Source organism: Flavobacterium sp. LHD-85 (genome assembly GCF_030929595.1).
Taxonomy (GTDB): domain Bacteria; phylum Bacteroidota; class Bacteroidia; order Flavobacteriales; family Flavobacteriaceae; genus Flavobacterium.
The window spans coordinates 139,494-166,478 of sequence record NZ_JAVFVR010000006.1 but is presented as its reverse complement, the minus strand read 5'-3'; the positions used below and the strand labels follow the sequence as shown (position 1 = coordinate 166,478).

Sequence of the window (26,985 nt, the reverse complement as noted above, 5' to 3'; positions counted from 1 at the left end):
GGGAGATCCTTCGACTTCGCTCAGGAGGACAATGTGAAGCAATCTAAAATCTAAAATCAACAATCTAAAATATAAAAACATGACAATTGAAGATTTATTAAAAAGTAAAGTAATTGAAAATCCAATTAAGAGATTTAAAAAAGAATTGGAAGAAATTGTAAACAGTAATCTGCTTTCTAAATTACTTTCTGGAAAAAAACTGAAAAAAGAAGTGGCGGAGTTTGGTCTGGAACTCTTGAAACTTCAGGACAATTATTACAACAATTATATTTCGCTTGGTTCTAAAGAAGCCGAAAAGTTTGCCGCTTTGGTAAAAGAGAATATCTGGGAAGATAAAAACTATTACGACTTATTGCTTTACTTTTTTGGTGAAGAAAACGCTGTATACGTAAAAGAAGCTTGGAACAGATTGCCTCAAAAAATGTATCAGAACGGGTATACGCGAAGAGCTTTTAGAGCACCAAATCATAAAAGTTATCTGTTGGTCAATCAGATCAATTTTCTGCGTTCTTTGCTAAACGGACCTTACAAATACAATTATCAAGACAGCAGTACTTTTTATTATAATTTAAGTATTGAAGATGAAATTCGTTACGATACCGAGATTTCAAATTCTATCAACAAATTTATGGTATGGTCTGCAGCATTGGATGCTGGCAAAGAAGGACTTTTTCAATTATTTGAAGACATTATTTTCAATAAAGATACACATGCAAAAGTGTCTAGAAATATCATCAAAGCCCTTTTAAATAGCGAAAAACAGCAGAACTGGGAGTTGGTAGAAAAACTGCTTCTTGCGGCTCAGCGTCAGGAAGGTTTGCGCCAGACGATTCTGGAAGCTTTAGACGAAACAAGCGTTGGCGCTTTGCAATACATGATCAAAGTGCTTATTGATAACAAACTAACACGTTTTTCATCGGTTGTAAGAGCCATCGATACGTGGACAGGTTTGGGTTGGGATTCTGAAAAAGAAACAACAGTTCGTAATATTATCGAGTTGGCTTCGGGTTATTTTTCAAAACCAGAAACGATTGTGACTGGTGTAAAAAGCAAAAATAACAACGAAGTCTATATGGCGCTTTGGGTTCAAGGCGTTTTGGATGTCGAGAAAACAGTTCCGTATCTGCATGAATTATTAGAAAAAGGTTCGGTCGAAAAGAAATCGCTGGCATTAAAATTTGCAGGAGAAACCAACGATCCTTATATCGAAATGCCTCTTTATTTTAAAGCGTTAGAAGATGAGAATCTGCAGGTTTTAGCCTTTGCGGTTCCGAGAATGAATGCTTTGTTGGAAGCCAATACAAAATCGAAATTCTATATCGAAAATGCAGATTATCCGAACTTCTTTGATAAAGTTTACAATCTTGCACAAAGCATTACCGAAAAAGAAAAAACTTTTGAAGGAAAAGTATTTTCGTGGCTAAATGCAAAGTTTGAAAGAGATACGCTTTATGCCGCAGCGATTAATTTGGTTGGCGATAACAACGAAAGATTAGAAGCGGTTTTACAACATTTTGAAGGTTTCTCAATCAACTTAAGAGAGAAGCTGACGAGAAATTTATTGGGAAGTTTTTACAATTATTCTTTTTATAGTTTCCAGAATAATAAAGTGAAAGAAACGAAAGCTCCAACAGATTTTCAAAGGAATTTTGCTTTACGAATTTTAAAAGACAGGGGAGAATCTCTTGTAGCTTCTGCGATATGTGTTCTGAATAATGTGAGTTTGACCGAAGATGAATTAGCTATTTTTCAGGAATTATTTAAACGTAAAAATTCTAATTTAAAGAAAAACCTAACAGCGATTCTAATCAAACAAGAAGATCAGAAAGTAATCAATTTTGTAGATCAGACTGTAGAAAAAGGAGATTTAGAACAACGTATGTCTATGCTAGACGTAATGCTTCAGCTTCAGAAAAACAATAAACTGACGGATAAGGTTAACGATTGGGTAAAAGATTATCTGCAAAGACCAAAAATTACCGAGAAAGAAACCAAATTTATTGAGCAGTTAGAACCTTCAAAAAAACAAGATCTTTTAAGCGCAGAAAACGGTTACGGATTTTTTACGCCAAACGAAATTTCGGCTTATGAACTTCCTAAAGTAGGAGCAGATTCTTTGTATGCAAAAGCAGTAAAAGAACATCAGTACGGTTTCTCCAAATCGATGTCGCATATTAAAGACGAAATTGCGAAGCTTTATAAATTGTTTGAAGAAAACAGAAATTACGAATACGAAATTGAAAACTACGATAATAGCAAATCGACTGTTTTATTGGGGAATTCTTTTAGACCATTAAAAAATCTAAAAGACGAAAAGAATTCAGAATTGGCAGCAACCAATTATCCGTTGTATGAAGTTTGGGAAGAATGGTTTGAAAAATCAGGGTTAATAAGACGAGATTTGTTTTTGTTGACATTTGTAAGCAATTGCGACCGTAAAATTTGGCGTGATTTTCTCGAAAAACATGTTTTTTATTATAAAGAATTACTGCCTCACCAAAATAAAAGAGGTTACGATTGGGACAATGCAATTTTGAATATTCTGAATGCATTGCAGATTAAATATGTTTTTAATGAAAAGGCTGATTTCTTAATCGACGCCTGCAGCGCATTGTATGCCGATCTTCCAGAATCTGTAATAGAGTTTGAGTATAAGCCTGCTAAAGATGAGTATTATTACAATAACAACAACGGAAATGGCTGGCAGAGTCAAGGCTTTTTTGATATTTATCTGAACAAAATTGGTTTACTTGATTTAACAGAAGAACAAAATACTAAAGTCTGGAATCTATATAGATGGAGACAATTAAACGGTTTAGAAAAAAACAGATCTTTTGCCAAACCGCCAATTCATTTGTATTGCGTTGCGTTTGAGCAAAAAATAATTACCGAAGGCGAATTGTACGAGGGAATTTTAGAACCAGAAAGAATTTCTGTTTTAACCAGCGAGAAGAAGCATTATAGACATTTTGGAAGCGAAGATTTAATTAAAAAGTTTCCATTCTTAGTTCCGATGATTGATAAAATCAGAGAGACTTTTTTGGATGTTGAGGTCAAAAGGGGAGATTCTAATACTTCGGTAACGCATTTGGTTCAGAGTTTCCAGAAGATTTTTGGAGCAAACCGCTTAGTCGAATTGATTACTGCGCTTGGAAAAGCAAGTTTGTACAAAGGTTATATTTATTCATGGAGCTATACCGATTTAACGAAACAGAAATTATTTAGTTTCTTGTTGAAAAGATGTTATCCGTTAGAAACTGATACGCAGGAAAGTTTTAATGCTTTAATTAAAAAAGTGAAAATCTCTGAAGAGAGACTGATTCAGACTGCAATTTATGCCCCACAATGGCAAAAGTTTATCAGCAGTTATTTGGATTGGAATGGTCTGGACGAAGGAATCTGGTGGTTTCATGCGCATACTAAAACAGCATCTTACAGCGCTACAAATTCAGAATTAGAAAGTGAAGCTGCGAGATTTTCGACTTTAGATTTGCAAGATTTTAAAGATGGAGCTGTAGATAAAGATTGGTTTACATCGGCTTACAAAAAATTAGGAAAAGCAAAATGGGAGCTTTTATATGAATCTGCCAAATATGTAACAGACGGGAATGGTCACAGACGTGCGAGATTATACGCTGATACGATTACAGGAGATTTAAAAATTAGAGAAGTTACGGCAAAAGTAAAAGACAAACGTGATCAAGATTATTTAAGAGTTTACGGCTTGGTGCCTTTAAGTAAAGCAAGTCCAGAAAAAGATATTTTGGCACGTTATGAGTATTTACAGCAATTTAAGAAAGAAAGTAAAGAATTTGGTTCGATGAAACAGGCGAGCGAAGCTTTGGCGATTCGTGTGGCTTTAGAAAACTTAGCAAGAAATGCGGGTTATCCAGATCCAGTTCGTTTGACTTGGGCAATGGAAACCAAACAAGTTCAGAATATTTTATCAAAAGAAACCGAAGTGGTTTTAGATGATGTAACGATAAGTTTGGTGATCAATAATGAAGGAAAAGCTGATTTGGTTACGTATAAAGCAGGAAAAGAATTAAAATCGATTCCGCCGAAATACAAAAAAGACAAAGGAATTCTAGAATTGACGAATTACCGAAAAACCATGCGCGAGCAATGGACACGTTCGAGAAAAGGTTTGGAAGAAAGTATGATTCGCGGCGACGAGTTTTTATTCGCAGAAATGCAAAACCTTTTCGAGCATCCAATTATTTCAAAACATCTAGAAAAATTGGTTTTTATTTCTAATGACAATCAGATTGGTTTTTATGTCGATGGAAGTTTAGTAACTGGTTTAGGAGAAATGATTTCGTTAAACGAAAAACAGACTTTTAGAATTGCACACTGTTTCGATTTGCATAAAAATAATGTTTGGGTAGATTATCAGAAATATTGTTTTGATAATAAATTACAGCAACCTTTTAAACAGATTTTTAGAGAATTGTATGTTCCAACGCCGGATGAATTGAAAGAGAAATCGGTTTCAAGACGTTATGCAGGGCATCAAGTTCAACCGAATCAAACTTTGGCTTTATTGAAAACAAGAGGCTGGAAAGTAGATTACGAAGAAGGATTGCAGAAAGTTTTCCATAAAGAAGGCTATCAGGTAAAAATGTATGCAATGGCAGATTGGTTTTCGCCAGCAGATGTTGAGAGTCCGACTTTAGAAACTATCGAATTCCATTCTTTAAAAGATTATAAAAACATTGCTTTTGAAGATATTAATCCGAGGATTTTCTCAGAAGTAATGCGTGATATTGATTTAGTAGTAAGCGTTGCCCACGTTGGTGGTGTAGATCCAGAAGCGAGTCATTCTTCTATCGAGATGAGAGCAGTATTGTTAAGAGAAACGTTGCGTTTGTTCAAAGTGAAGAATGTAGAAATTACAGGAAACCATGCCATCATAAAAGGACAATTGGCAGAATACAGCGTTCATTTAGGAAGTGCGGTTGTGCATCAGATGCCAGGTAAATATTTATCGATACTGCCAATTCACTCGCAACACAGAGGACGTTTATTCCTTCCATTTGCAGACGACGATCCGAAATCGGCTGAGGTTATGTCGAAAGTTTTATTGTTTGCTAAAGATAATGAAATTCAGGACCCAACAATTTTGAGCCAGATTGATAAGATGTATGCGTAATTAGATATTTTTAAACCTGAGAGTTTTTTAAAACCTCTCAGGTTTGGTCTTTGCAAAAGGCAATTTGCGAGAAACGCCTTTGTTATAAAAATTATATTTTAAGTATATTTTGTTAAATTAATCTAAAATGTACTACATTTGTATCTGTAATTAATAATAGAAAAATATATATGAAACTTTTAATAAGCACATTTTTTGAACCTTTAGCCGGAGATTCTTCAGCTGAAAGCTCAGGATGCGTATATATTTTTATGAAATTGTAATGTAAAAATTAGAGTCAAACTCATCATAAAATAGAAAAGCGTCCTCATTTGAGGACGCTTTTTTTGCTTTTAGAGTAATTTGAATTTGCTGATGATATTAAAAAGATGTTTCGACTTCGCTCAACATGACAAGAAAATGATAGAAAAACAAACCAGAACTAAAAAAAACTAAAAAAATATTTAGCCAAAATGTTTAATGATTAATAAAAATAGAAAGATATAGTCTTGGGAAGTAATCTAATGAGTAACAGTCATTTGATACAAAATGAAGATCTGCACTAGTTTGCGGACAGGAATTTCTTTGCTTATATTTTTGGATTAACTAATTGATAATCAGAAAATTATTCTTAAAAAATATTTGGAAATATGATTTTTTCCATCATATCTTTGCCAAACAAATTTGAAACAAAGCGTTTCAGAAAACAATAACAAATAGCAATTACAATTGCAATAACAATATAAAAAATAAATAAAATGAGTTTTAAATTATACATACACAACCTAGGATTAGTAGCCGCGACTTCGGATCGTGAATGCTTTTACATGTCGGTGCATCAATATAGGCAATAGGATAGTTATATCGTATTTGTTATGAAGCACCTTTAATCGGGTGCTTTTTTTGTGCTTATTTGTTAGCCGCAAAGGCACAAAGGCGCAAAGATTTTTAAGAAAAGATAAAAAAGAAAACTTAGTGTCTTAGCGCCTTAGCGGCAGAAAAAAAATGTTTAACAATAAAAATTTAAGGATGAATCAAGAAATAGGATTTGCGTCGGGCCATAGTGGTCAAACAGACAAACTGGAGTCAAGTGAACCGTCATTTGCCTCAATTAAAAAGAAAGATTTGGAACTGATTAACCTATGGAAAGAAAAGGTGCGTTTTAAGGAAATTATATATATCATTTAGAGATTTTTCTCTGGTAAAGCAATGGTGCTTTTGAACTTATGTGATATTGGATTTCTTAGAAAAGCCTTCGATTTCCTGAGATTCCCAAGAATTACAAAATCAAAATACCATGCAAAACAATACATTACAACAATATAAAAAAGCAATTAGAAAAAAATACGAGACCGAAAAAGAAGGTAAATACTTTGATTATTTGTACAAGCCTTCTCGTGGAAAACTTCGTGATTTGTGCTGGCTAATTTTCGAAAACAACCCAACAAAGGAAGATTTGAACGTTTTCAGCAACCTATTGGGCTTAGATTTCGATCATAGTAAAAAGAATAAGTTTAAGGAGAAAAAAGATAAGTTCAGACCTATCGAAACTTTCTTCAAGGGAGAAACAGATCCGTCAAACATTGATGCTATAAACATGGCAGCTATTTTGGTAGATTTTGAACCACGTCCTTTCAAAAAGTTCTACGAAATGTCTAAAACTGAAGAAATAAAACCAGTTAAACGGATTGAGAAAGCTAAAGCAGTTTTTGAAAAAAAGAAATCTGCTAAAAAGGAAAAGCATGAAAAAAAGTCTAAGAAAAGAAGTTTCTTTCTGGATTTTAAAAGCATGTTCTTCTAATGGTTTGCCACAAAGACGCTAAGACACAAAGTTTTTTTTAGCCACAGATTAAAGGATTAAAAAGAATATTAAAAAAATCTGCTTAAATCTGTTGAATCTGCGAGAAACAAATCTTAGCGTTGCTTTGCGTAAACCTTAGTGCTCCTTGCGGTTAAAAAATCTTGCAAAGACGCAAGGTTTTTTTAGCCACAGATTATAAGGATTAAAAAGATTATTAAAAAAATCTGTTCCAATCTGTTAGATCTGCGTGAAACAAATCTTAGCACTCTTTGCAGTTAAAAAAACAATTATTTAAAATTTAAAAAAAATGAAAACAGATAAAATAATTATTATCGATTTAGAAGCCACATGTTGGCAAGGCGCAGTCCCGAGCGGGCAGCAAAATGAAATTATTGAAATCGGATTGGCGGTCTTAGACACTGGGACAGGCGAGATTTCGAAGAACAAGGGAATTTTAATCAAACCACAGCGTTCTATCGTCAGTCCGTTTTGTACTGAACTGACGACTATTACACAAGATTTGCTAGATAAAAATGGAGTTTCTTTTGAAGAAGCTGTTGATTTGCTAATCGACGAATACAATCCAGATTTGTATACTTGGGCAAGTTATGGTCAATACGATTTGAACATGCTGACAAAACAATGTAAATCGTTTGGTATTCCGTATCCGATGGGAGAGGAGCATATCAATGTAAAAGAACATTTTGCTGAAAAGTTTGGTTTAAAAAGATCAACAGGAATGAATGGCGCTCTACAATTATTAAATATTCCGTTAGAAGGAACACATCACCGCGGCATTGACGATGCTAAAAACATCGCTAAGATTTTGCATTGGTGTCTGAAAAACTAGAATGGTTTAAATCCACTCTCCAGCTGCATTATAATCATCTGGAAGATAAGTGAGATATTGAACCATTCTTGGTTTTTCTCCTCTATTTGGCGTTGCACAGTGCGGAAGCGCTTGGTGCCAGATGATAAAATCTCCAGCATTGCCCAAAATTGGTTTCGCTTCTAGCATTTGTAAAGCTTTCTCTCTCGGATTTTCATGAGGTTCAATTTCTTCGAGCCATTGATCAATTTGATTATGAAAACCCGGAACGCAATGAAAAGCACCATCATTTGGTCCGCAATCGGTTAAATAAAGCAAACCTTGAAGTCCAAAACTCAAGGGCTTTTTTAGGCTCATATCCCAATGAAGCGCACTTCCCAGAAAACTAAAATTCTCTGTTTCGGGCGGATTAAAACTTACCTTATCAATCGTTTTGTAAATTTTAGTAGTTTTATAAAGCTGTTCATACGCTTTTTTAACTTTTGGAGAGAAACGATTACGGTTTAAAGTTTCATGATCAGAAAAATTGAGCATAAGACCTTTTAGATCTTCATGACCTTCGTACCAACTTTCCTTTTTATCTGGATCCATTTTTAGATATTCCCAAATGGCTTTTTGAGTTTCCTCGCAGCTTTCTTTCGAAATGGCATTTTTGACTACGATATAGCCGTTTTGGTTCCAGAATTCTAAATCTTGTTCAGACAGGACATTTTCGGTTAAATCTTCGATTTCAGAAAGAGGATCCTGTTTTCGGCTATTAATCCATATTTTAAAAGTTTCAAAATCGGGTTTTTCGAAATACAAAAACTGTAAAACATCTTCCATACCAATGCCCAACTGATACAGAGTTTTAATCTCGTGATCCCAGTTGGCATTATCTGAATTGGAGTTTTTACTATTTGCGGTACGTTTCCATAATTGTTCTAGGACATTCCAAGGCATAGATTTCAGTTTTAGAGAAAAGCTAAAATAAACGATTTATGGTTTACTGTTCAAAGCAAAAATACCTGTTTTTTAAACTAAGAAAAGCTGTCTTAAATTTTAAGACAGCTTTTCTTTTGGGTTTATATTATTCTGATTTATTAATTGTTCCCGTAGATTTTTCCGTAAAGATCTTTATAAATCTCTTTAATGATTTTACGTTTCAATTTTAAAGTCGGAGTAAGCTGTCCGCCATCAATAGACCAAACATCTGGCGTAAGTTCAAAACGTTTTACTTGCTCCCAGTGTCCGAATTTTTTGTTGATGCCTTCCACTTCTTCGTCAATGCGTTTAATTACATCTGGATTAGCACTGATTTCTGCATCAGAACTTCCTAGAGTAATTTTATGGATTTTTGCCCATTCTTTTACGAATTCAAAGTTTGGCTGAATAAAAGCACCCGGCATTTTTTCTCCTTCACCAATAACCATAATTTGCTCAATAAAACGAGATTGTTTCATGGCATTTTCGATCATTTGAGGAGCAATATATTTACCGCCAGAAGTTTTGAACATTTCTTTTTTACGATCTGTAATTTTTAAGAAACCTTCACTGTCAATTTCTCCGATATCTCCCGTATGGAAATAACCATCAATTATAGCTTCAGCAGTTTTTTCTGGATCTTTATAATAGCCTAACATTACGTTCGGACCTTTTAATAAAATTTCTCCGTCTTCGGCAATCTTAACTTCTACATTACGGATTGGTTTTCCAACAGTTCCAATTTTAAATCCTTTATTTCTCTGGTCATTTACAGCAATTACTGGAGAAGTTTCCGTTAAGCCGTAACCTTCCATAACCGGAATTTCTGCAGCAGCAAAAACTCTTGTCAAACGTGGCTGTAAAGCGGCACTTCCAGAAACCATCAAATCTAAATTTCCGCCCAAACCTTCTTTCCATTTGCTGAAAATAAGCTTACGAGCAATTTTTAGCTGAAATTCATACCAAGCACCATTTGCTCCGTATGGTTCATATCTTAAACCTAAATCGATAGCCCAGAAAAACAGTTTTTTCTTAATGCCTGTCAATTCAGCTCCTTTAGCATAAATTTTATCGTAAACTTTTTCTAGAAGTCTTGGTACAGCTGTAATTACAGTTGGACGAACTTCTTTTAGGTTATCACTGATCTTATCAATAGATTCTCCAAAATAAACCGATACACCATAATATTGATAGATGTACAAGATCATTCTTTCAAAAATGTGGCAGATAGGCAAGAAGCTTAATGCCGTGCTTTTTCCTGGATCAAACGGAATTCTTGGTGAACTGTCTAAAACATTGGATACAATATTTTTGTGCGAAAGCATTACGCCTTTTGGTCTTCCTGTTGTTCCAGAAGTATAAATGATTGTAGCTAAATCGTCTGTATGAATGCTGTCTTTTCTAGCTTCAACTTCGCTTTGATTGCTATTATCTTCGCCTAAAACCAATAAATCTGACCAATGCTTGCATCCTGAAATTTCATTAAAAGAATACACCTCTTTTAGAGAAGGCACATTGGCTTTAATAGCATTTACTTTCTGTAAAACTTCTTCATCAGAAACAAAGCAGTAAATACTGCCACTGTGGTTTAAAATATATTCGTAATCTTCTTCGGCAATCGTTGGATAAATAGGAACGTTTTGTGCACCGGTCTGTAAAATACCAATGTCCATTACATTCCATTCGGTACGGTTATTTGAGCTTATTAAAGCAATTTTATCATCTTTCTGAACGCCCATACGCAATAATGCTCTCGAAATAGCATTTGCTTTTGCAATATATTCTTCACTGGATGTTTTTTCCCAGACTCCATTTTTTTTGGTTGCAAGAGCAACTGGAAGGTTGTAAGTTTCTTGTTGATAATAGGGAAAATCAAAAAGGCGTGTGATTGAAACCATGTTTAATATATTGAATTTTACTGCAAATTAAATAAAAATTAGGTATGATTTTTTATTTAATGAAATTTTATGGGAAAATTTATAGAGACTATTAAAAATCAACGAAAACGTTTTCTTTTTTGCGGTGAAATTTCCTAAAAATCAAGAAAAATTTAATTTTGAGTCTTTTTTTGATGCCTATTGTACGTTGTAATCTTCGTATTCTTTTACTCTCTCGCCCATTAAGAACATTTTTTTCTTGGCAAAATGAATAGAAAATTGAGAATAATACCATTCTTCGCTATCATTTGGTCTATACCAAAAAGTATAAGAGGCACTGTTGAATCCTTCTTTGAAAACAGGAACGCCTTCTTCTGTACATTCTATTCCCCAATTAATTTTTTGCTTGCTCAAATCTTCGGCTTGAATAAAGCCTGTTCCGTCTGGATTTAACGCGGTAATAGGCTGTTTTTGGTTTAGCGGAGCATAAGTTCCTGGAACTGGATAACCGATTGTAGTGGTAATATAACGTTCTTTAGAATTGTGGGTGATTTGGTCTACGTGAACTTGTGCATGCGATGGTGTAACAGCTAAGAATAAGCTGAAAATAAAAAGTAATTTTAAAAATTTCATTCTATGTAGGTTTAAGTGTTTTTGGGCCGAAAAAAATCAAGTGGCCGATTTTTTTGCGGGGTGAATATAATCCATTTTTTTTATAGAATGGAAGCTTAAAAATGCAAGAATGAAATTTTTGTGTTTTATTTATTTTAGGTAAGTTTTTACTCCGTAGAAAATTGATTTTCGAGTAATTTTTCTTTAAATTCAGATCTGAAACTATAGGCAAAAGTTAGCATTAAAGCTCGAGTGTCAGATTTTGAAGTTCTGCTGTTTTTAAATAATAATGTATTGTTTTTATAACCACTCTCCAAAGTGTTGAAAATATCGGTTACGACCAAACCTAATCGCGCATTTCCTTTTCCTAGTTTTTGTTGGAATCCCATATCAACATTATAAATCGGAATTCTTTTTCCTTGTGGGGTGGCAACCGCCGAATTGTAATTGCCAATTAATTGAAGTTTTCCGCCTTTCCAGGGAACAAAGTTATTGATTACTTTTCCGTACCAGCTAAACGCACTATTGACCACTTCTTCTGCTTCTGGTAAATTGCTTCCGCTAATGTTTTGCTGAAAGGCAGTCAAACTGATATTGGCATCATAGAAAGAAAATGGTTTTAAGCTGAAAATAGTTTCAAGGCCGTATGTAACCATATTTCCAATGTTTTGAGGTTGCTGCAATACAGATCCGTCATCCTGAAGAATAGAATATTGTCTGATGGTATTGTTGGCATTTCTATAAAAAGCATTTCCTGAAAGTGAATATTTAGCCCAATCTTTATTATAGTTTAATTCTACAATATGAATGATTTCTGGTTTCAAATAAGGATTTCCTCCATGCGGATTTAAAGCATCAGTGATATCAACAAACGGATTTAAATCATCTAAATCTGGACGATTAATGCGTTTGCTGTAGCCAAATTTTAAAAATTCATCTGAATGCAGATTCAATTGAATAGATGCAGAGGGGAAAAATTTTATATAGCTATTGGAAAAATTATCGCTTCCGTTTTCTGTTTTTCCGCTGTTCGAAACTTGTTCGGCACGAAGTCCAAGATTATATTTCCATTTCTGATTTTCTTTGGAACCCGAGTATGAATTCAATAGAGCATAAAAAGCATTGATTTGTTCGTTAAAATCAAAAATATTACTCGTAAGCGGATTAATTACATATTCTCCATTAATCATATCAGCGCTTTGAAAATCGGAGTTAAAGAATCTAAATGTTCCTTTGTAACCCGTTTCAAATGTTGTTTTTTGTGAAATAGGAAAAGAGTAATTCAATATAGCATTTGAGATATTCTCTTTCTCATAATTATGGGTTTTCTGCCAGAAAGTATCACCAATAGGGATTCCATTTTCGTTATAATAATTGGTGTCAATATCAGTATTCTCCCTATCAAAATTAAAAGAAGTTGTAATATTGGCATTTAAGCTTTTTCGTGCATCCGAAAATTTTCGATCATAATTGAAAGCCATTTCTGCAGCTTTGGCTTTTTGTATTTCCATTGAATGACGCTGATTGGCCGAGAAAAATTGATTTGAACTGTTGAAAATAGTCGTATTTAGAGTTTCATCATTATCTTTATTTTCAAGATTTCCCAAGGCTTCAAATGAAAAAGTATTTCTTTCATTTGGCGAAAAATCAAGGTTAAATTTTAAATTCTGCAAACCTTCTGTACGTTCATCATGCCTTGTTTGATGAATATAATGCTCATCTTCGATAAAATAATTGGTTCTTTCGCCTTTGATGCTTTTTGTTCTTCCCGCAAAACGATTGTCATAAGCAATTCCAATATTCCATTTGTCTGTTTTTTGATTTAATTGAACAGAACTGCTCATTCTTCCTTTTGCTCCAAAACCAGCGCCAAGAACTGCTGCTCCATTTATTCCGTTAAGATTATTCTTTTTGAGTTTAATATTGATGATCCCGCTTTCTGCATTGGCATCATATTTTGCAGTTGGGCTTGTAATAATTTCAATGCTCTCAATACTGCTTGCCGGAATCTGATTCATATTAGTAATAGCAGAGTTTTTTCCGTTAATTAAAATCAGAGGTGTTTTGCCTCTCAGCGAAATGGCATCGTCTGCATCAACCGAAACTGTTGGAATGTTTTTGAGTACATCAATTGCGGTTCCTCCAGATTGCGAAATGTTGGAAACGGCATTAAAAACAAATCCTTCATTGGTTTTCTGAATCTGCTTTTTCTCAGATTTTACGACCACTGTATTTAAAAGATTCGCATCTTCTTGCAACACAATATTATTAAGTGAAATAGGAGAGCCTGTATATTTTACTTTCTGATTGTAAGTTTTAAAACCAATTAGATGAAATTTTAAAATGTATTCTGCTGGATTTATATTTTCAAGAATAAATTTTCCAGAAGAATCGGTAGTAGCATATGCAACAGTTTTGGTTGTATCGGTGACAGGTTTTAAAATCACATCAACAAACTCGATTGGATTTTTTCCATCTGATACAGTTCCGTTAATTGAATTTGTTTTTTGGCTAAAAGAATATTGGCTTATAACGAATAAGATAATTGCAACAAGTAAATTTTGTTTCCATTTTTCCATGTGGCAAAGTTATTTATCCAATCAAAGAATGAATAATAAAGCGCCTTAAGATAGTATTAAATTAAACTTAGGGTAAATTAATTAGTTTAAGAAAGGGAATTAGAACGAAGAAAAAAAGGTGTTTTTCCCCTTTAAAAAACGGGTAAAAGCAGAATAGATTTGATTGAGACGACCGATAATTTTACCTCTGTAATGCGAAAGCCGAAAAGCAGAAGAGTAGGCACAATTTAAATCTTTAAAATTATGGAAACTGCTTTATTTTTAGCGATGGGATGGTGCGGAACCAAATATCCAGGTTGGTGGAAACGTTTTTGGAAAAACCCGCCACCACCGCCAGATCCAGAACCATGGTGGACAATTGCATTAATCGGAATTGGTCTTGTAGCTGGAGCTGCAGGCGGATTATTCTTTAGTAATGCTATTTTGGAAAATCAATTTTTTGCAGGTCAAAATGCAGTTGCCTCTGGGCTGTTTGCTTTTGGTGCTTCAAATGTTGTAACTGGAATTGTTTCAACCTTTAGAAATTAAAAAAAATGCCCCGACAAGGATAGCGTCGGGGCATTTTTTTATAATTCGCTCGAATTATCGAGCGCTTTTTTATTTAATAACATCTACAATTATTGCATTTCCTCCTAAAATAGTTCTATCAAGGTCTACAAATTTTGTTGAATTATTTTCGTAATTAATTTTTAAAATTCCAAATTTTGAGTCTGCCATACGATACACTAAATCGAGATACTCATTATTGTAGGATATTGTTCCTCCTGTAGTATTTCCTAATGTATATATATTGTCTGAAGATTTATCAGATAATAAATTGTTGCTTAGACTAAATTCAAAAGGTTTTACTCCATTTACGACTTTTGGTACTCCTAGCTGCATTAGACCTAGTTTTGTATTGTTAATTTTAGCCAATCTTGTTGCACTTATTTTAGAACCGTTTGCTTGTAACTCTTTGATTGTTTTGTGAATAAGATCTATTTCTAAAAGCCCATCAACTCTAGTTGAAATATATAATTTATTATTGATAAGTTCTGTGCTAGTTAGTGAACTCTGAGTAAAACTAATGCCTAAATCAGTTGTTTGATAATTTTCAATGTTTATCGATATAATTTTATTTGGTTGATATTCATTAGCGTTAGTTTCACTAACTATCGCAACAAGTTCAGAACCATTATACTCTAAATTTGAGATTAAAGGATCATACATGGTTTCTCTAAGAGATGCTGGAAAAACAATCTGTTTCGTTGTAGTTGTTCCAGTTAATTTATCATAAATAATTAAAATATTTGGCTTAGGGAGATACGTGGCTTCAAATGCATAGATTTTTGAACCTACATTACAAATAGTTGGAAGCATAATCAAATTTGCTGAATTTTTGATTTGTCCAATATTAATTGTTTTTCCACTGTTATTGCCTATTTCAAAAATTTTTCCTTCAGAAGTAACTGAAAGAAGTTTGTAATCGTCATTAATTTTTTCAATTTCTGGTGTTTTGTCGTTGCTTTCACAAGAAAATAAAAATAACGACATTAAGATTATAAGCAATAATGGTAGTTTGTTCATTTTTTGTTTGATTATTTATTATTCTCAATCCATTTTCTTGCATTAACAAAAGCTTCATGCCAAGGCGAAACCTCGTCATTTCTGTCTTTTGGATAATGAGCCCAGTTCCATTGGAAAGTCGAACGCTCAATGTGAGGCATCATAACCAAATGTCTTCCCGTTTTGTCACACATCATTGCTGTGTTGTAATCAGAACCGTTTGGATTTGCAGGATAACCTTCGTAAGCATATTTAGATACAATATTGTATTGGTCTTCTGCATAAGGCAATTTGAATTTACCTTCTCCATGAGAAACCCAAACTCCTAAAGTGCTTCCTGCCAAAGTAGATAACATAACCGAATTGTTTTCCTGAACTTTTACAGAAGTAAAGATGCTTTCGTGTTTGTTACTTTCGTTATGGTGCATTTTTCCATGAACTTCGTGCTCTGGATTAATAACTTCTAATTCCATAAACAATTGGCAACCGTTGCAAATTCCAACAGATAAAGTATCTTCTCTTTTAAAGAAGTTTTTCAATGCTGTATTTGCTTTTTCGTTGTATTTGAAAGCTCCAGCCCAACCTTTAGCAGAACCTAAAACGTCAGAATTAGAGAATCCACCAACTGCACCAATAAACTGAATATCTTCAAGCGTTTCACGACCAGAAATTAAATCCGTCATGTGAACGTCTTTTACGTCAAAACCTGCTAAGTACATTGCGTTTGCCATTTCACGCTCAGAATTACTTCCTTTTTCACGAATAATAGCCGCTTTTGGTCTTGGTTTAGAATTGTCAATTTCTGGTTTTTTTCCTGTAAAGTGTGTTGGGAAAGTATAATTTAAAACTTGATTTTTATAGTTTTCAAAACGTGCTTGAGCTCTTCCGTTTTTAGATTGTTTTTGATCTAATAAATAAGAAGTTTCAAACCAAGTATCTCTGTAAGTTGGAATATCTAATTTCCAATTTCCAACTTCCAAAGTAGCTGTAGAAGTTACAGAACCAATTTTGAAGAATTCGATTTTGTTTGCATTTAATTTAGCTTCAACAGCTGCGTCAGATTTTGCTTGGAAAACAATTCCGATGTTTTCAGCGAAAAGGATTTTCAACAAGTCTTTTTCTGCGAAAGCGCTGAAATCAATTTTAGCTCCAAGATTAACATCTGCAAAACACAATTCTAATAAAGTAGTGATTAAACCACCGCTTCCGATATCGTGACCTGCTAAAATTTGGTTTTCGCCGATTAAATCTTGAATGGTATTAAATGCATTTTTGAAGAAAGAAGCATCTTTAATAGTAGAAGTTTCGTTTCCGATTGTATTTCTGATTTGTGCAAAAGATGAACCTCCCAATTTGAAATCATCTTGAGACAAATTGATATAGTAAATAGAATCTCCGTTTTTCTGTAAAACAGGCTCAACCACTTTTCTAATATCTGTACAGTTTCCAGCTGCCGAAATAATAACCGTTCCTGGAGCAATTACTTCATCATTTGGATATTTTTGCTTCATTGAAAGTGAATCTTTTCCTGTCGGAATATTGATTCCCAATTCAATTGCAAATTCTGAACAGCCTTCAACAGCAGCGTATAAACGAGCGTCTTCACCTTCGTTTTTACAAGCCCACATCCAGTTTGCAGATAATGAAATTCCTTTTAACTGATCTTTAATTGGAGCCCAGATAATGTTTGATAATGATTCTGCAATAGCATTTCTAGATCCTGCAACTGGATCAATCAAAGCTGCGATAGGAGCGTGTCCAATAGAAGTTGCAATACCTTCTTTACCTAAATAATCCAGAGCCATAACCCCAACATTATTCAAAGGCAATTGTAAAGGTCCAGCATTTTGTTGTTTAGCTACTTTTCCTCCAACACATCGGTCAACTTTATTCGTCAACCAGTCTTTTGAAGCAACAGCCTCTAAACGTAAAACGTCTTTTAAGTAGGTTTCGAAATCTGCAACGTTGTACCCAACATCAGCATATTTTCTGTCAACCGTTTTATCTGTCATAACCGTTTTTGGAGAACTTCCGAAGAAATCTTCTAAAGCATAATCCATCGGTTTTGAGCCATTTGATTTTGATTCGAATGTAAAACGGTGATCTCCAGTTACATCTCCAACTTGATACATTGGCGAACGCTCTCTATCGGCGATTCTTTGTAAGGTATCAATATCTTTTTGACCAATAACCAATCCCATTCTTTCCTGAGATTCGTTACCGATAATTTCTTTTGCAGAAAGAGTAGGGTCTCCAACTGGTAATTTGTCTAAATCGATTAAACCTCCAGTTTCTTCAACCAATTCTGAAAGACAGTTTAAGTGTCCTCCAGCTCCGTGATCGTGAATAGAAACAATTGGATTATTGTCGCTTTCTACTAAACCACGAATCGCGTTAGCAGCACGTTTTTGCATTTCTGGATTGGAACGCTGAATCGCATTTAATTCGATTCCTGAACCGAAAGCGCCAGTATCTGCAGAAGAAACCGCAGCACCACCCATTCCGATTCTATAATTTTCTCCACCAAGAATTACGATTTTATCGCCTTCTTGTGGTTTCTTTTTAATTGATTGATCCAGTTTTCCGTAACCAATTCCACCCGCTTGCATGATTACTTTATCGTAACCAATTTTACGGTCGTTTTCTGAATGTTCGAAAGTTAAAACAGATCCTGTAATAAGCGGCTGACCAAATTTATTTCCGAAATCAGAAGCTCCATTTGAAGCTTTGATCAAGATATCCATTGGAGTTTGGTACAACCATTTTCTTTCTTCAACAGCATTTTCCCATTTTCTGTCATCCAGAGCGGAGTCGAAGGATTTCAAACGAGAATATGAAGTCATGTAAACCGCAGTTCCTGCTAATGGCAATGATCCTTGCCCTCCAGCTAAACGGTCACGAATTTCTCCTCCAGAACCTGTTGCAGCTCCGTTGAAAGGCTCAACAGTTGTTGGGAAATTGTGTGTTTCTGCTTTTAATGAGATTACAGAATCAAATTCTTTTATTTCGTAAAAATCAGGTTTGTCTGCTGATTTTGGTGCAAACTGCTGCACTTTTGGTCCTTTTACAAAAGCTACGTTGTCTTTGTAAGCAGAAACAATATCGTTAGGATTTTCCTGAGATGTTTTTTTGATTAATTTAAAAAGAGAAGTTTCTTTTTCTTCACCATCAATCACAAATGTTCCATTGAAAATTTTGTGACGGCAGTGTTCTGAGTTTGCTTGAGAGAAAGCAAAAATTTCAGAATCCGTTAATTTTCTTCCAAGTTTAGTCGAAAGATTGTTTAAGTATTCAACTTCTTCTTCGCTTAAAGCTAAACCTTCTACTTTGTTATAAGCAGCAATATCATCAATTTCCAGAATTGGTTCTGGCTGAATGTTGATAGTGAAGATTTCTTGATCTAATTCGTTGAATTTTTGAGAAAGCATTGGGTCAAAATCAGTAAAATCTTCCGTTGCAGGATGAAATTCTTCAATTCTGATAATACCAGAAATACCCATATTTTGAGTAATTTCTACAGCATTTGTACTCCAAGGTGTAATCATAGTAGCGCGAGGACCAACAAAGAAACCTGTCAATGCAGATTTTTCGATCTTACTTGCGTCGGCAAAAAGCCAGTTTAATTTTGAAATGTCTTGAGCTGAAATTTCGTTTTGCGTTTGTACGGCAAAAACAGTTTTGCTTTGGTTTTCAAAGAAATGGATCATTTGTGTAGTTTGTTGTATTGAGCTGCAAATTTAATGTAAATAAATAGTAAGCGCAAATTTGAAAACGATCTCTTTTCAAAAAAAATGAAATTGCTTTTTTCTTGCATTTTTTCTACCAAAAAGACGCAATATCAAGAGGTTTCGGTCTTTTGTGAAATTTAATGTTTTAGTAAAATTTCTTTTTTGATATGTTCTGTAATATTAAACTTTTAGAAAGGAAAATGTCAAAATTGAAATGACACAATTTTGGCGTTTATACATGGGCGGATTTGCAAAATTTACGAAACGCAGAAAGTGATAAAAAATACGTTTCTAAAGAAAAATCTTTCACAGATAATGAAAAAAGCGGCAAATTGCCGCTTTTTTGGTTGATGAAAATCTAATTTTTAATTAATAATAACCTTTTTAAAAGCTGTTTTTTCTCCTTTTATAATTTTAATAATATAGATTCCCGTTGGAAGATTATGTACAGAAACTTCTGGAGAAGTTGTGTTTTGCTGTTCGAAAACTTTCTGTCCAGAAAATGAGAAAATTTCAACTGAATAAGGATTATTTACATTGCCTGGCTGAATATTGAAATTTCCATTAGACGGATTTGGGTAAATTGCAATTTCATCTGTAGCAACTTTTTCTTCGATTTCAGCAGTCTGAACCATTTTGCTAGCTAAGTTGTTGCAAGTATCTTGGGAATACGAATCCCATTGTGCGCTTAAGTTGAATGTTGTGCTTGGAGATGTCACGGTCGATTTTCTTCTTAAAGTAACATCGATGGCAAAATTGGCTGTTCCGCCGTTGAAAGTTCCAATGATGTCAATTAAAACCCCATTTTTAAATAAACCTACAGCATCATTTCCGTTAAAAGTCAGTTCGGTTGCTGTGGTCGAAATGTTGGCCGAGCTTGTAGAAAAACAGCTTGATGACATCGAACTGTTTACAATTACAAATTTGCTTCCTGTTGCTAAAGTTCCGCTTAATGCTAAGCCTGTGCTCCAAGAGCCAGCACCATTTGTTTGTTTTTTGATAGTGTAAGCCGATAAATTAACAGAAGCTCCAGTATTGTTTGCAATTTCTAAAGCTTTGTTATTTCCTGAACCTTCAATGTATTCAGAGAAAAGAAGATCGGTTGCAGTTCCTGTTCCGCTGCTATTGGTTGTAACTGAAATTGTATTGCTTGAAGCAGAAGCATTTCCAGCTGCATCTTTTGCTTTTACATAAATGGAATAAGCCGTAGAAGCTGTCAAACCTGTAATCGTTGCAGTTGTACCAGAAACAGTCGTTTTTAGAATACTATTTGCGTAAATGTCATATCCTGTAACCGCTACATTATCTGTAGAAGCTGTCCAAGAAAGTGAAATTGAAGTTGCTGTTTTTGAAGTTGAAGCTAAACTTGTTGGTGCAGTCGGTGCTTGAGTGTCTCCAGAAGGCGCTCCTCCCCAAATTTGATTCACATATTCTGGATGATCGATAAATGGATTTCTATTATTCTGACGTGTGTAAATCGCATTGTTTCTAGCAATTTCTCTTGCACTTACAGGATCTTGCGCGTGCCAAGCCAAAAGCATATTCAAAAAAGCTGTTGTGAAAACTTGGTTGCTTGAACCATTAAACATAGCATAAGAATATCCTGCTATAGTGTTTTCGTATCGTGTTGCAAAATAGAAATACATTCTCGCAATATCGCCTTTAAAATCATTGATGGGCTCGAAAACCGTTCCTGAATATCCAGAAACTGCGCTTGATCCTAATTTGCTGCCGTTTTGAGAAGTGTATGTTACGGAATTTACATTTCCGTGAGGATAGTTGGAACGTATTCCGTTTACTTTACCATCAGTTGGCGTAATAAAATGCGCATCGGAAACCATTGGCGACTGCTCATTAAAAATCGACTGCGGAATAATATGTTCTCTATTGTAGCAATCGCCTTCAACAGAATAACTGCCGCATCTTTGAGTAGTTCCTGTTGTGTAAGTGTACGGATCGGTTCCAGAAGGATTTTCAGAATACATATCTAAAACAGTTCCGTCATTCTCGTAGAAATTATCAACGTCTGAAGTTTGGTAGGTAGTGTACAAACCAGCATATCCATTGTCGGTATGACCTTTAATAATATTATACAATTGTGTTTTTAAAGTATAGCCCGTTCCAGTTGCAGTGCTGTAATAACCAGATGGAATTTGAGCAAAACCAATTGCAGTAAACATCAATAACAGTAAAAAGTAGTTTTTTTTCATAATTAATAGTTTTAAGATTTGGTTGAGAAAACTATTTTAAAAACCTGATTATTAAGTTTTTAAAAATGTGTTATAACAAATCTACTACTTTTATGAAACTAATACGTTAAGTGATGTTTAATTTTGGATATATTTTCTTACGATGTTTTTTTATTTGCCACGAAGGCGCTAAGGCGCAAAGTTATTTTGGCAGATTAGATTTTCGTTCCAGTATTCTGTAGAGACGCACTGCAGTGCGTCTAACGTATTGTGGATATTCGTTGCGTAGACGCACTGCAGTGCGTCTCTACGATATAATTTGTATAAAAAGAAACCTTTGTGCCTTAGCGCCTTCGTGGCAAAACCACTATTTCGGAAAATCTTGACTTTGATAAGCACCCAAATCTGGCGGAGAAGTTCTTGTAATTCCTAAAATGTCTGTCGGAATTATATACGCTTGATTCCCTTTCGCGAAAGCGGCAGAAGTTTTATCGATATTAAATTTATTCTGCGAAACGTTATAAAACTTCGGATTTTCATTCAGAATAATGTTGTTATAATGTTCAGTATCGGTTTTGAATTGATAATCAGAATTTGTTGTTGAACTGCTGAATTTTAAAAGACAATTGTTTAGCTGATAAACAAATGGCGCATTAGCATTTTTGCTCAAATTAAATTCGTTAGTATTTGAACCGTAAATGATACAGTTGTTAAAAGTAGCCTGTGTCAGCGGATTGGTTTCTGGAGTTGCTCCCGCTAAAGAATTGCTTAAACTGACAGCAAATTGAGATGACCCTGACCAATTATTATTGAAAGTGCAATGTGTAAACTTGTAATTTCCGCCGTAAACACAAGACAAACTCGATAGTCCTGCATAATTAATCACTAGATTTTCTCCAATAATTTGAGTGTTTTGAGCTAAAATTCCGTACTCAACACAATTATAAATCTGCGAATTTTTAATTTCAACGGTATTAGAAGGGCTTCTAAAATCTAAACCAATAATCGCATTTTTTAAAGTTAAATGATTAATGGAATGATTGGCGCTTCCTTTCTCAAAAATAACCGATTTCCATTGTCCAGGAATATCAGAATAAAGCGATTCTAAACGATCACCTTCAAAAACAACTTCGTTTTCTAGTTCGTCTGTTGTTGAAGTTGTTCCATTGATTTGGAGTGAAGCATTATTTCCGACATATAAACCAGAATTGGCGTGAAAATGGATTCTTGCGCCAGCTTCAAAAGTTACGGTTTTGTTTTCGGGAACTCCTGCGTAACCATAAATTACATAAGGTTTGTCATTTGTAAAAAGAAGTTCGTTTCCGTTTGTTGAATCATCTTCGCTCAAATAAAATCCGTCAACCTCTTTGCCGTCAATTTTAATTTTTTCTTTGGTTCCGTCAGGATTTTGGTTTGGATATAAAAATACAGCATCTTGAATTAAGGTTACCAAAGCTACCTCTTGCAAATTAGCACCGCTGTCGAACTGAATTTCATCAGTATATAAAAAATCTGTTGGATTGGCATCTGTAATATCTGCTGTAGTTTCTATAAAAATGTATAAACTGTCTTTTGCTAAAAGCGTAACATCTTTAAAAATCTTTCCATTGTTGCCACTCATTCCATCAACTGTCATTCTGTATTTGGAATTTAAGCCTTTTTTAAATTGCACAGTCGGAATCGAAATATCATTTTTACTTCGGTTATAAACTTTCAATTGATAAGTGCTTGAGCCTATGTTTTTAAAAACAGTATCCAAATAAACCGTGTCTTTTGAAAACTTTAAATCTCCAGAACTGGCAACAGTATCAAAATCAGTTCGGCAAGAGCTGAACGCTAAAATTAAACCCAGAACGAAGATTGAAAAGTATTGACGCATTTAAATAGTTTTTAGCCACAGATTGAAGAGATTGAAATGATTTTTTTGCCACGAATTCCACCAGTTTTCACGAATTATATTGAAGCAAAATTCGCGGAAATTTGTGTAATTAGTGGCTATATTATTGAAATCCTTTTAATCGGTGTAATCTGTGGCGAAAAAAAAATCTCAGCCAAAGATTAATTTTGATTGTTTTTGTAAAAATAACAAAAAACCTACACGTTTGAAGTTGAATTTTAAATTTAGGATCGGATTTTAGATTTATGTCTTATCTTTCTTTAATTTTACGTTTTTAAAGTTTATTTTAATGAATTATACAAAAGAACAGATTTTGGCGCGCTGTAATGAGTTTTCTAAAAACACATTGATGGAAACGCTGAAAATTGAATATATCGACGCCGGAGAAGATTTTTTAACTGCAAAAATGCCTGTAAATCCTAGTGTTCATCAACCGATGGGGTTGCTTCATGGAGGTGCTTCTGTAGCTTTAGCAGAAAGTGTTGGAAGTGCGGCTTCTTTCTTTTTTATTAATCCGAAAGAGCAGGAGGTAAGAGGTATCGAAATCTCGGCAAATCATCTAAAGAGTATTCGTGAAGGTTATGTTTTTGGAACAGCCAGAATCATTCACAAAGGAAGAAGTCTTCATCTTTGGGAAATTAAAATTACCGATGAAGAAGGAAACTTGGTTTCGCTTTGTAAATTGACGAATATGGTTTTGGATAGAAAGAAAAGTGAGTAAATTATGAATCCATTTTTCTTAAAAATTAAAAATCATAAAGAACAGAATTTGCCTTTTGTACTTTATTCAAAACCTAACTCAACAAATTTTGTTGGGATTTTACAACAGAACAATAATTTAAATACCGTTTCTGATTACAGCGAAAAAGGATTTGTTTTTGCTTCTTTTGATGAAAAACAATTAATCCTGATTCCTGAAAACGAATCTGAAATTATTTCTGTTGAAAAAGAAGTGACTTCATTTGAAGCAATCGAAATTGATGATTTGAGTTTTGATCAAGAAGCTAAACTTCAATATGAACATTTAGTAGCTAATGGAATTCAGGCCATCAAAAATGAAGAATTCAAAAAAGTGGTTTTATCACGAAGTGAAGAAGTGCCTTTAGCTGAATTTGATTTTATCGAAACCTTTCAGCATTTGGTTCAATTATATCCAGCAACTTTCTGTTATTGTTTCTTTCATCCTAAAATCGGACTTTGGATGGGAGCAACGCCTGAAAAACTTTTAAAGGCAAACGGAAATGTTTTTGAAACCATGGCTTTGGCGGGAACGCAAAAAGATAATCAGGAAGCAGAAATTGTTTGGCAGCAAAAAGAAAAAGACGAACAGCAATTTGTAACTGATTTTATTGTGAAAAGGCTTCGTGAATTTACGGCTTCGGTTGTAGTTTCTGAACCTTACAGTTTAAAAGCAGGATCGATTTGGCATATTAAAACGGATATTTCTGGTGTTTTAAAAGACAATTCAACTTTGGCAGAAGTGGTTGATACTTTGCATCCAACGCCTGCCGTTTGCGGACTTCCGAAAAAGAAATCGAAAGCTTTTATTTTGGAAAATGAAAATTACGACAGAACTTTCTATACTGGTTTTCTAGGCGAATTAAACAGCACTTTTGCAGGAAATAATGCAAGTTCTGATTTATTTGTAAATTTACGATGCATGCAGATTCAGGAAAATAAAGCCATTTTGTACATGGGCTGCGGAATCACAAAAGAAAGCATTCCCGAAAAAGAATGGGAAGAAAGCGTGAATAAATCAATGACGATGAAAAGAGTCTTAAGAGTTATGAGTTATGAGTTATGAGTTTTCAGTCGCAGTCGCAGTTTGCAGTTACTGAGACTGAATACTGTGACCGTGACTAAACCTGAAACCTGAAACAAAACAAACAAAAAAATAATGAAACTAGACATATTAGCCTTTGGTGCACATCCAGACGATGTAGAATTGGGATGTGCGGGAACCATTTTAAAAGAAGTATCACTTGGTAAAAAAGTAGGTATTGTAGATTTAACCCGTGGAGAATTAGGAACGCGCGGTACTGCAGAGATTAGAGATCAAGAAGCAAAAGATGCAGCGAAGATTTTAGGTGTTTTAGTACGCGAGAATTTAGCCATGCGTGATGGATTTTTTGTTAATGATGAAAAACATCAATTGGAAGTCATTAAAATGATCCGTAAATACAAGCCAGAAATTGTGTTGTGTAATGCAATCGACGATCGCCACATTGATCACGGAAAAGGAAGTAAATTGGTTTCTGATGCTTGCTTTTTATCTGGTCTAATGAAAATTGAAACTACTGTTGATGGAGAAAAGCAAGAAGCTTGGAGACCAAAAGTAGTTTACCATTATATTCAATGGAAAAATATTGCTCCAGATTTCGTTGTGGACATTACAGGATTCGAAGAAAAAAAGGTAGAAGCGATTATGGCTTATAAAACTCAATTTTATGACCCAAATTCAAATGAACCTACAACGCCAATTACAAGCAAAAACTTCTTTGAAAGCTTAAATTATCGTGCAAAAGACTTAGGAAGACTTGTTGGTAAAGATTTTGCTGAAGGTTTTACAGTTGAAAGGTGTTTGGCTGTCAATAGTTTAGAAAATTTGATATAATTTTTATGAAAATTTTTCATTTTTTTCTTTGTAGAACTCAACCTTTGTTCTATATTTGCACTCGCTAAGCAGAAAAATGGTGGTTGTAGCTCAGCTGGTTAGAGTAGCGGTTTGTGGTGCCGCGGGTCGCCGGTTCGAACCCGGTCAGCCACCCAGATTTAAAGCCTTGAAGAAATTCAAGGCTTTTTTTGTTTTCTGAGAAAACAAAAAAAGTGAAATTCCAATTTTTTGAAATTCCAAATTCCAAAGTATATCAACTTGGAATTTGGATTTTTTTTTATTGGAATTTCATAAAAAAAGCACAACTGCTTAAGTTGTGCTTTTCTGGTGGTTATTATATTTGGTTTATGTATTATCTAATTTCTTCAAATGTAGTGCCTTGTTTGATATCGCCGGTTTTATACCCTTTTTTAAACCAATACATTCTTTGTTCTGAAGTTCCGTGCGTAAAAGAATCAGGAACAACGTGTCCTTGCATTTTACTTTGAATAGCATCGTCTCCAACTGCATTTGCTGCGCTTAAAGCTTCTTCGATGTCGCCAGCATCTAAATTTTGCTGATTGTAATGTGCCCAAACACCAGCGTAGAAGTCAGCTTGTAGTTCTAAAGCAACAGATAGTTTATTAGCTTCTGCTTCGCTTTTTCCTTGCTGATCCTGACGCATTTTTGCAGACGTGCCTAGCAAAGTTTGTATATGATGGCCAATTTCATGAGCAATAACGTAGGCAATGGCAAAATCGCCACCTTTTGCGCCAAATTTACTTTTGAGCTCCTCAAAGAAACCTAAATCCATATATACTTTTCTGTCTCCCGGACAATAAAAAGGGCCAGAGGCCGATGATGCGCCTCCGCAGGCAGTTTGTACAGAGCCTTTAAAAAGCACTAATTTTGGTTTTTCGTAGGTCATGCCATTTTCGGCAAAAACTTTACTCCATATGTCTTCGTTATCTGCCAGAATAACTCTCACAAAATTCCCCATTTCTTCATCTTCCTTGCTTAGGGGAGCTGCAGCTTCTGTCTGTTGGCTTTGGCCTCCTTGCATTTGTTCTAGAATTGGTGCGATTTGTTGGCCAGTTTCACCGCCAAAAACATTCAGAAGCAAAACAATGATCCCAATAACTCCTCCGCCAATTATTGCTTTACCTCCGCCGGAAATTGATCTTCTATCTTCGACATTATCACTTTGTCTTCTGCCTTGCCATTTCATATTGAATTGTTTT

At 34.5% G+C, this 26,985-nt stretch carries 16 protein-coding genes and 1 tRNA gene; 8 read left to right on the top strand and 9 right to left on the bottom strand.

Annotated elements, in window-relative coordinates:
• The first annotated feature begins 79 nt into the window (after nt 1–79).
• The 3 genes from RB618_RS12395 (at nt 80) to RB618_RS12385 (ending at nt 7,782) form a co-directional block, all read left to right on the top strand.
• Nucleotides 80–5,152: a DUF4132 domain-containing protein gene (locus RB618_RS12395; protein ID WP_308069006.1), complete on the top strand. Its 5,073-nt coding sequence runs from the start codon at nt 80–82 to the stop codon at nt 5,150–5,152.
• 1,276 nt (nt 5,153–6,428) lie between these two features.
• The gene (locus RB618_RS12390; protein WP_308069005.1) at nt 6,429–6,932 is read left to right on the top strand and encodes a hypothetical protein; all 504 of its coding nucleotides are present in this window, start codon (nt 6,429–6,431) and stop codon (nt 6,930–6,932) included.
• A gap of 307 nt (nt 6,933–7,239) precedes the next feature.
• Nucleotides 7,240–7,782, top strand: a complete 543-nt coding sequence (locus tag RB618_RS12385) for a 3'-5' exonuclease (protein ID WP_308069004.1) — start codon at nt 7,240–7,242, stop codon at nt 7,780–7,782.
• Between the two features lie 6 nt (nt 7,783–7,788).
• Here RB618_RS12385 and RB618_RS12380 read toward each other — a convergent pair whose 3' ends face one another.
• The 4 genes from RB618_RS12380 to RB618_RS12365 all read right to left on the bottom strand — a co-directional run bounded on the left by RB618_RS12380 (nt 7,789) and on the right by RB618_RS12365 (nt 13,792).
• Nucleotides 7,789–8,703, bottom strand: a complete 915-nt coding sequence (locus RB618_RS12380; RefSeq protein ID WP_308069003.1) for a phytanoyl-CoA dioxygenase family protein — start codon at nt 8,701–8,703, stop codon at nt 7,789–7,791.
• A 140-nt stretch (nt 8,704–8,843) separates the two neighbouring features.
• Nucleotides 8,844–10,622: an AMP-dependent synthetase/ligase gene (locus tag RB618_RS12375; RefSeq protein WP_308069002.1), complete on the bottom strand. Its 1,779-nt coding sequence runs from the start codon at nt 10,620–10,622 to the stop codon at nt 8,844–8,846.
• Between the two features lie 177 nt (nt 10,623–10,799).
• Nucleotides 10,800–11,234, bottom strand: a complete 435-nt coding sequence (locus RB618_RS12370) for a hypothetical protein (protein WP_308069001.1) — start codon at nt 11,232–11,234, stop codon at nt 10,800–10,802.
• Between the two features lie 146 nt (nt 11,235–11,380).
• Entirely contained in the window at nt 11,381–13,792 is a 2,412-nt protein-coding gene (locus RB618_RS12365) for a TonB-dependent receptor domain-containing protein (RefSeq protein ID WP_308069000.1), read from the bottom strand.
• Between the two features lie 243 nt (nt 13,793–14,035).
• Between RB618_RS12365 and RB618_RS12360 the strand changes: the two genes are divergently transcribed.
• Nucleotides 14,036–14,320 (top strand): hypothetical protein, encoded by a 285-nt coding sequence (locus RB618_RS12360; protein WP_308068999.1) that lies wholly within the window; start codon nt 14,036–14,038, stop codon nt 14,318–14,320.
• A 69-nt stretch (nt 14,321–14,389) separates the two neighbouring features.
• Here RB618_RS12360 and RB618_RS12355 read toward each other — a convergent pair whose 3' ends face one another.
• The 4 genes from RB618_RS12355 to RB618_RS12340 all read right to left on the bottom strand — a co-directional run bounded on the left by RB618_RS12355 (nt 14,390) and on the right by RB618_RS12340 (nt 23,133).
• Entirely contained in the window at nt 14,390–15,358 is a 969-nt protein-coding gene (locus RB618_RS12355) for a hypothetical protein (protein WP_308068998.1), read from the bottom strand.
• Nucleotides 15,359–15,369: 11 nt separating this feature from the next.
• Complete coding sequence (gene purL, locus RB618_RS12350) at nt 15,370–19,044, bottom strand: phosphoribosylformylglycinamidine synthase (protein ID WP_308068997.1); 3,675 nt, start codon at nt 19,042–19,044, stop codon at nt 15,370–15,372.
• A gap of 386 nt (nt 19,045–19,430) precedes the next feature.
• Nucleotides 19,431–21,275 (bottom strand): endonuclease, encoded by a 1,845-nt coding sequence (locus RB618_RS12345; RefSeq protein ID WP_308068996.1) that lies wholly within the window; start codon nt 21,273–21,275, stop codon nt 19,431–19,433.
• 346 nt (nt 21,276–21,621) lie between these two features.
• The gene (locus RB618_RS12340; RefSeq protein WP_308068995.1) at nt 21,622–23,133 is read right to left on the bottom strand and encodes a hypothetical protein; all 1,512 of its coding nucleotides are present in this window, start codon (nt 23,131–23,133) and stop codon (nt 21,622–21,624) included.
• Between the two features lie 307 nt (nt 23,134–23,440).
• Between RB618_RS12340 and RB618_RS12335 the strand changes: the two genes are divergently transcribed.
• The 4 genes from RB618_RS12335 (at nt 23,441) to RB618_RS12320 (ending at nt 25,918) form a co-directional block, all read left to right on the top strand.
• Nucleotides 23,441–23,872: a PaaI family thioesterase gene (locus RB618_RS12335; protein WP_012026684.1), complete on the top strand. Its 432-nt coding sequence runs from the start codon at nt 23,441–23,443 to the stop codon at nt 23,870–23,872.
• A gap of 3 nt (nt 23,873–23,875) precedes the next feature.
• On the top strand, nt 23,876–24,955 hold the full coding sequence (locus tag RB618_RS12330) for a chorismate-binding protein (protein WP_308068994.1): 1,080 nt from the start codon (nt 23,876–23,878) through the stop codon (nt 24,953–24,955).
• 93 nt (nt 24,956–25,048) lie between these two features.
• On the top strand, nt 25,049–25,765 hold the full coding sequence (gene bshB1, locus RB618_RS12325) for a bacillithiol biosynthesis deacetylase BshB1 (RefSeq protein WP_308068993.1): 717 nt from the start codon (nt 25,049–25,051) through the stop codon (nt 25,763–25,765).
• 79 nt (nt 25,766–25,844) lie between these two features.
• A tRNA-His gene (locus tag RB618_RS12320) sits at nt 25,845–25,918 on the top strand.
• A gap of 199 nt (nt 25,919–26,117) precedes the next feature.
• Here RB618_RS12320 and RB618_RS12315 read toward each other — a convergent pair.
• Entirely contained in the window at nt 26,118–26,972 is an 855-nt protein-coding gene (locus tag RB618_RS12315) for a neutral zinc metallopeptidase (protein ID WP_308068992.1), read from the bottom strand.
• Nucleotides 26,973–26,985: the final 13 nt, after the last annotated feature.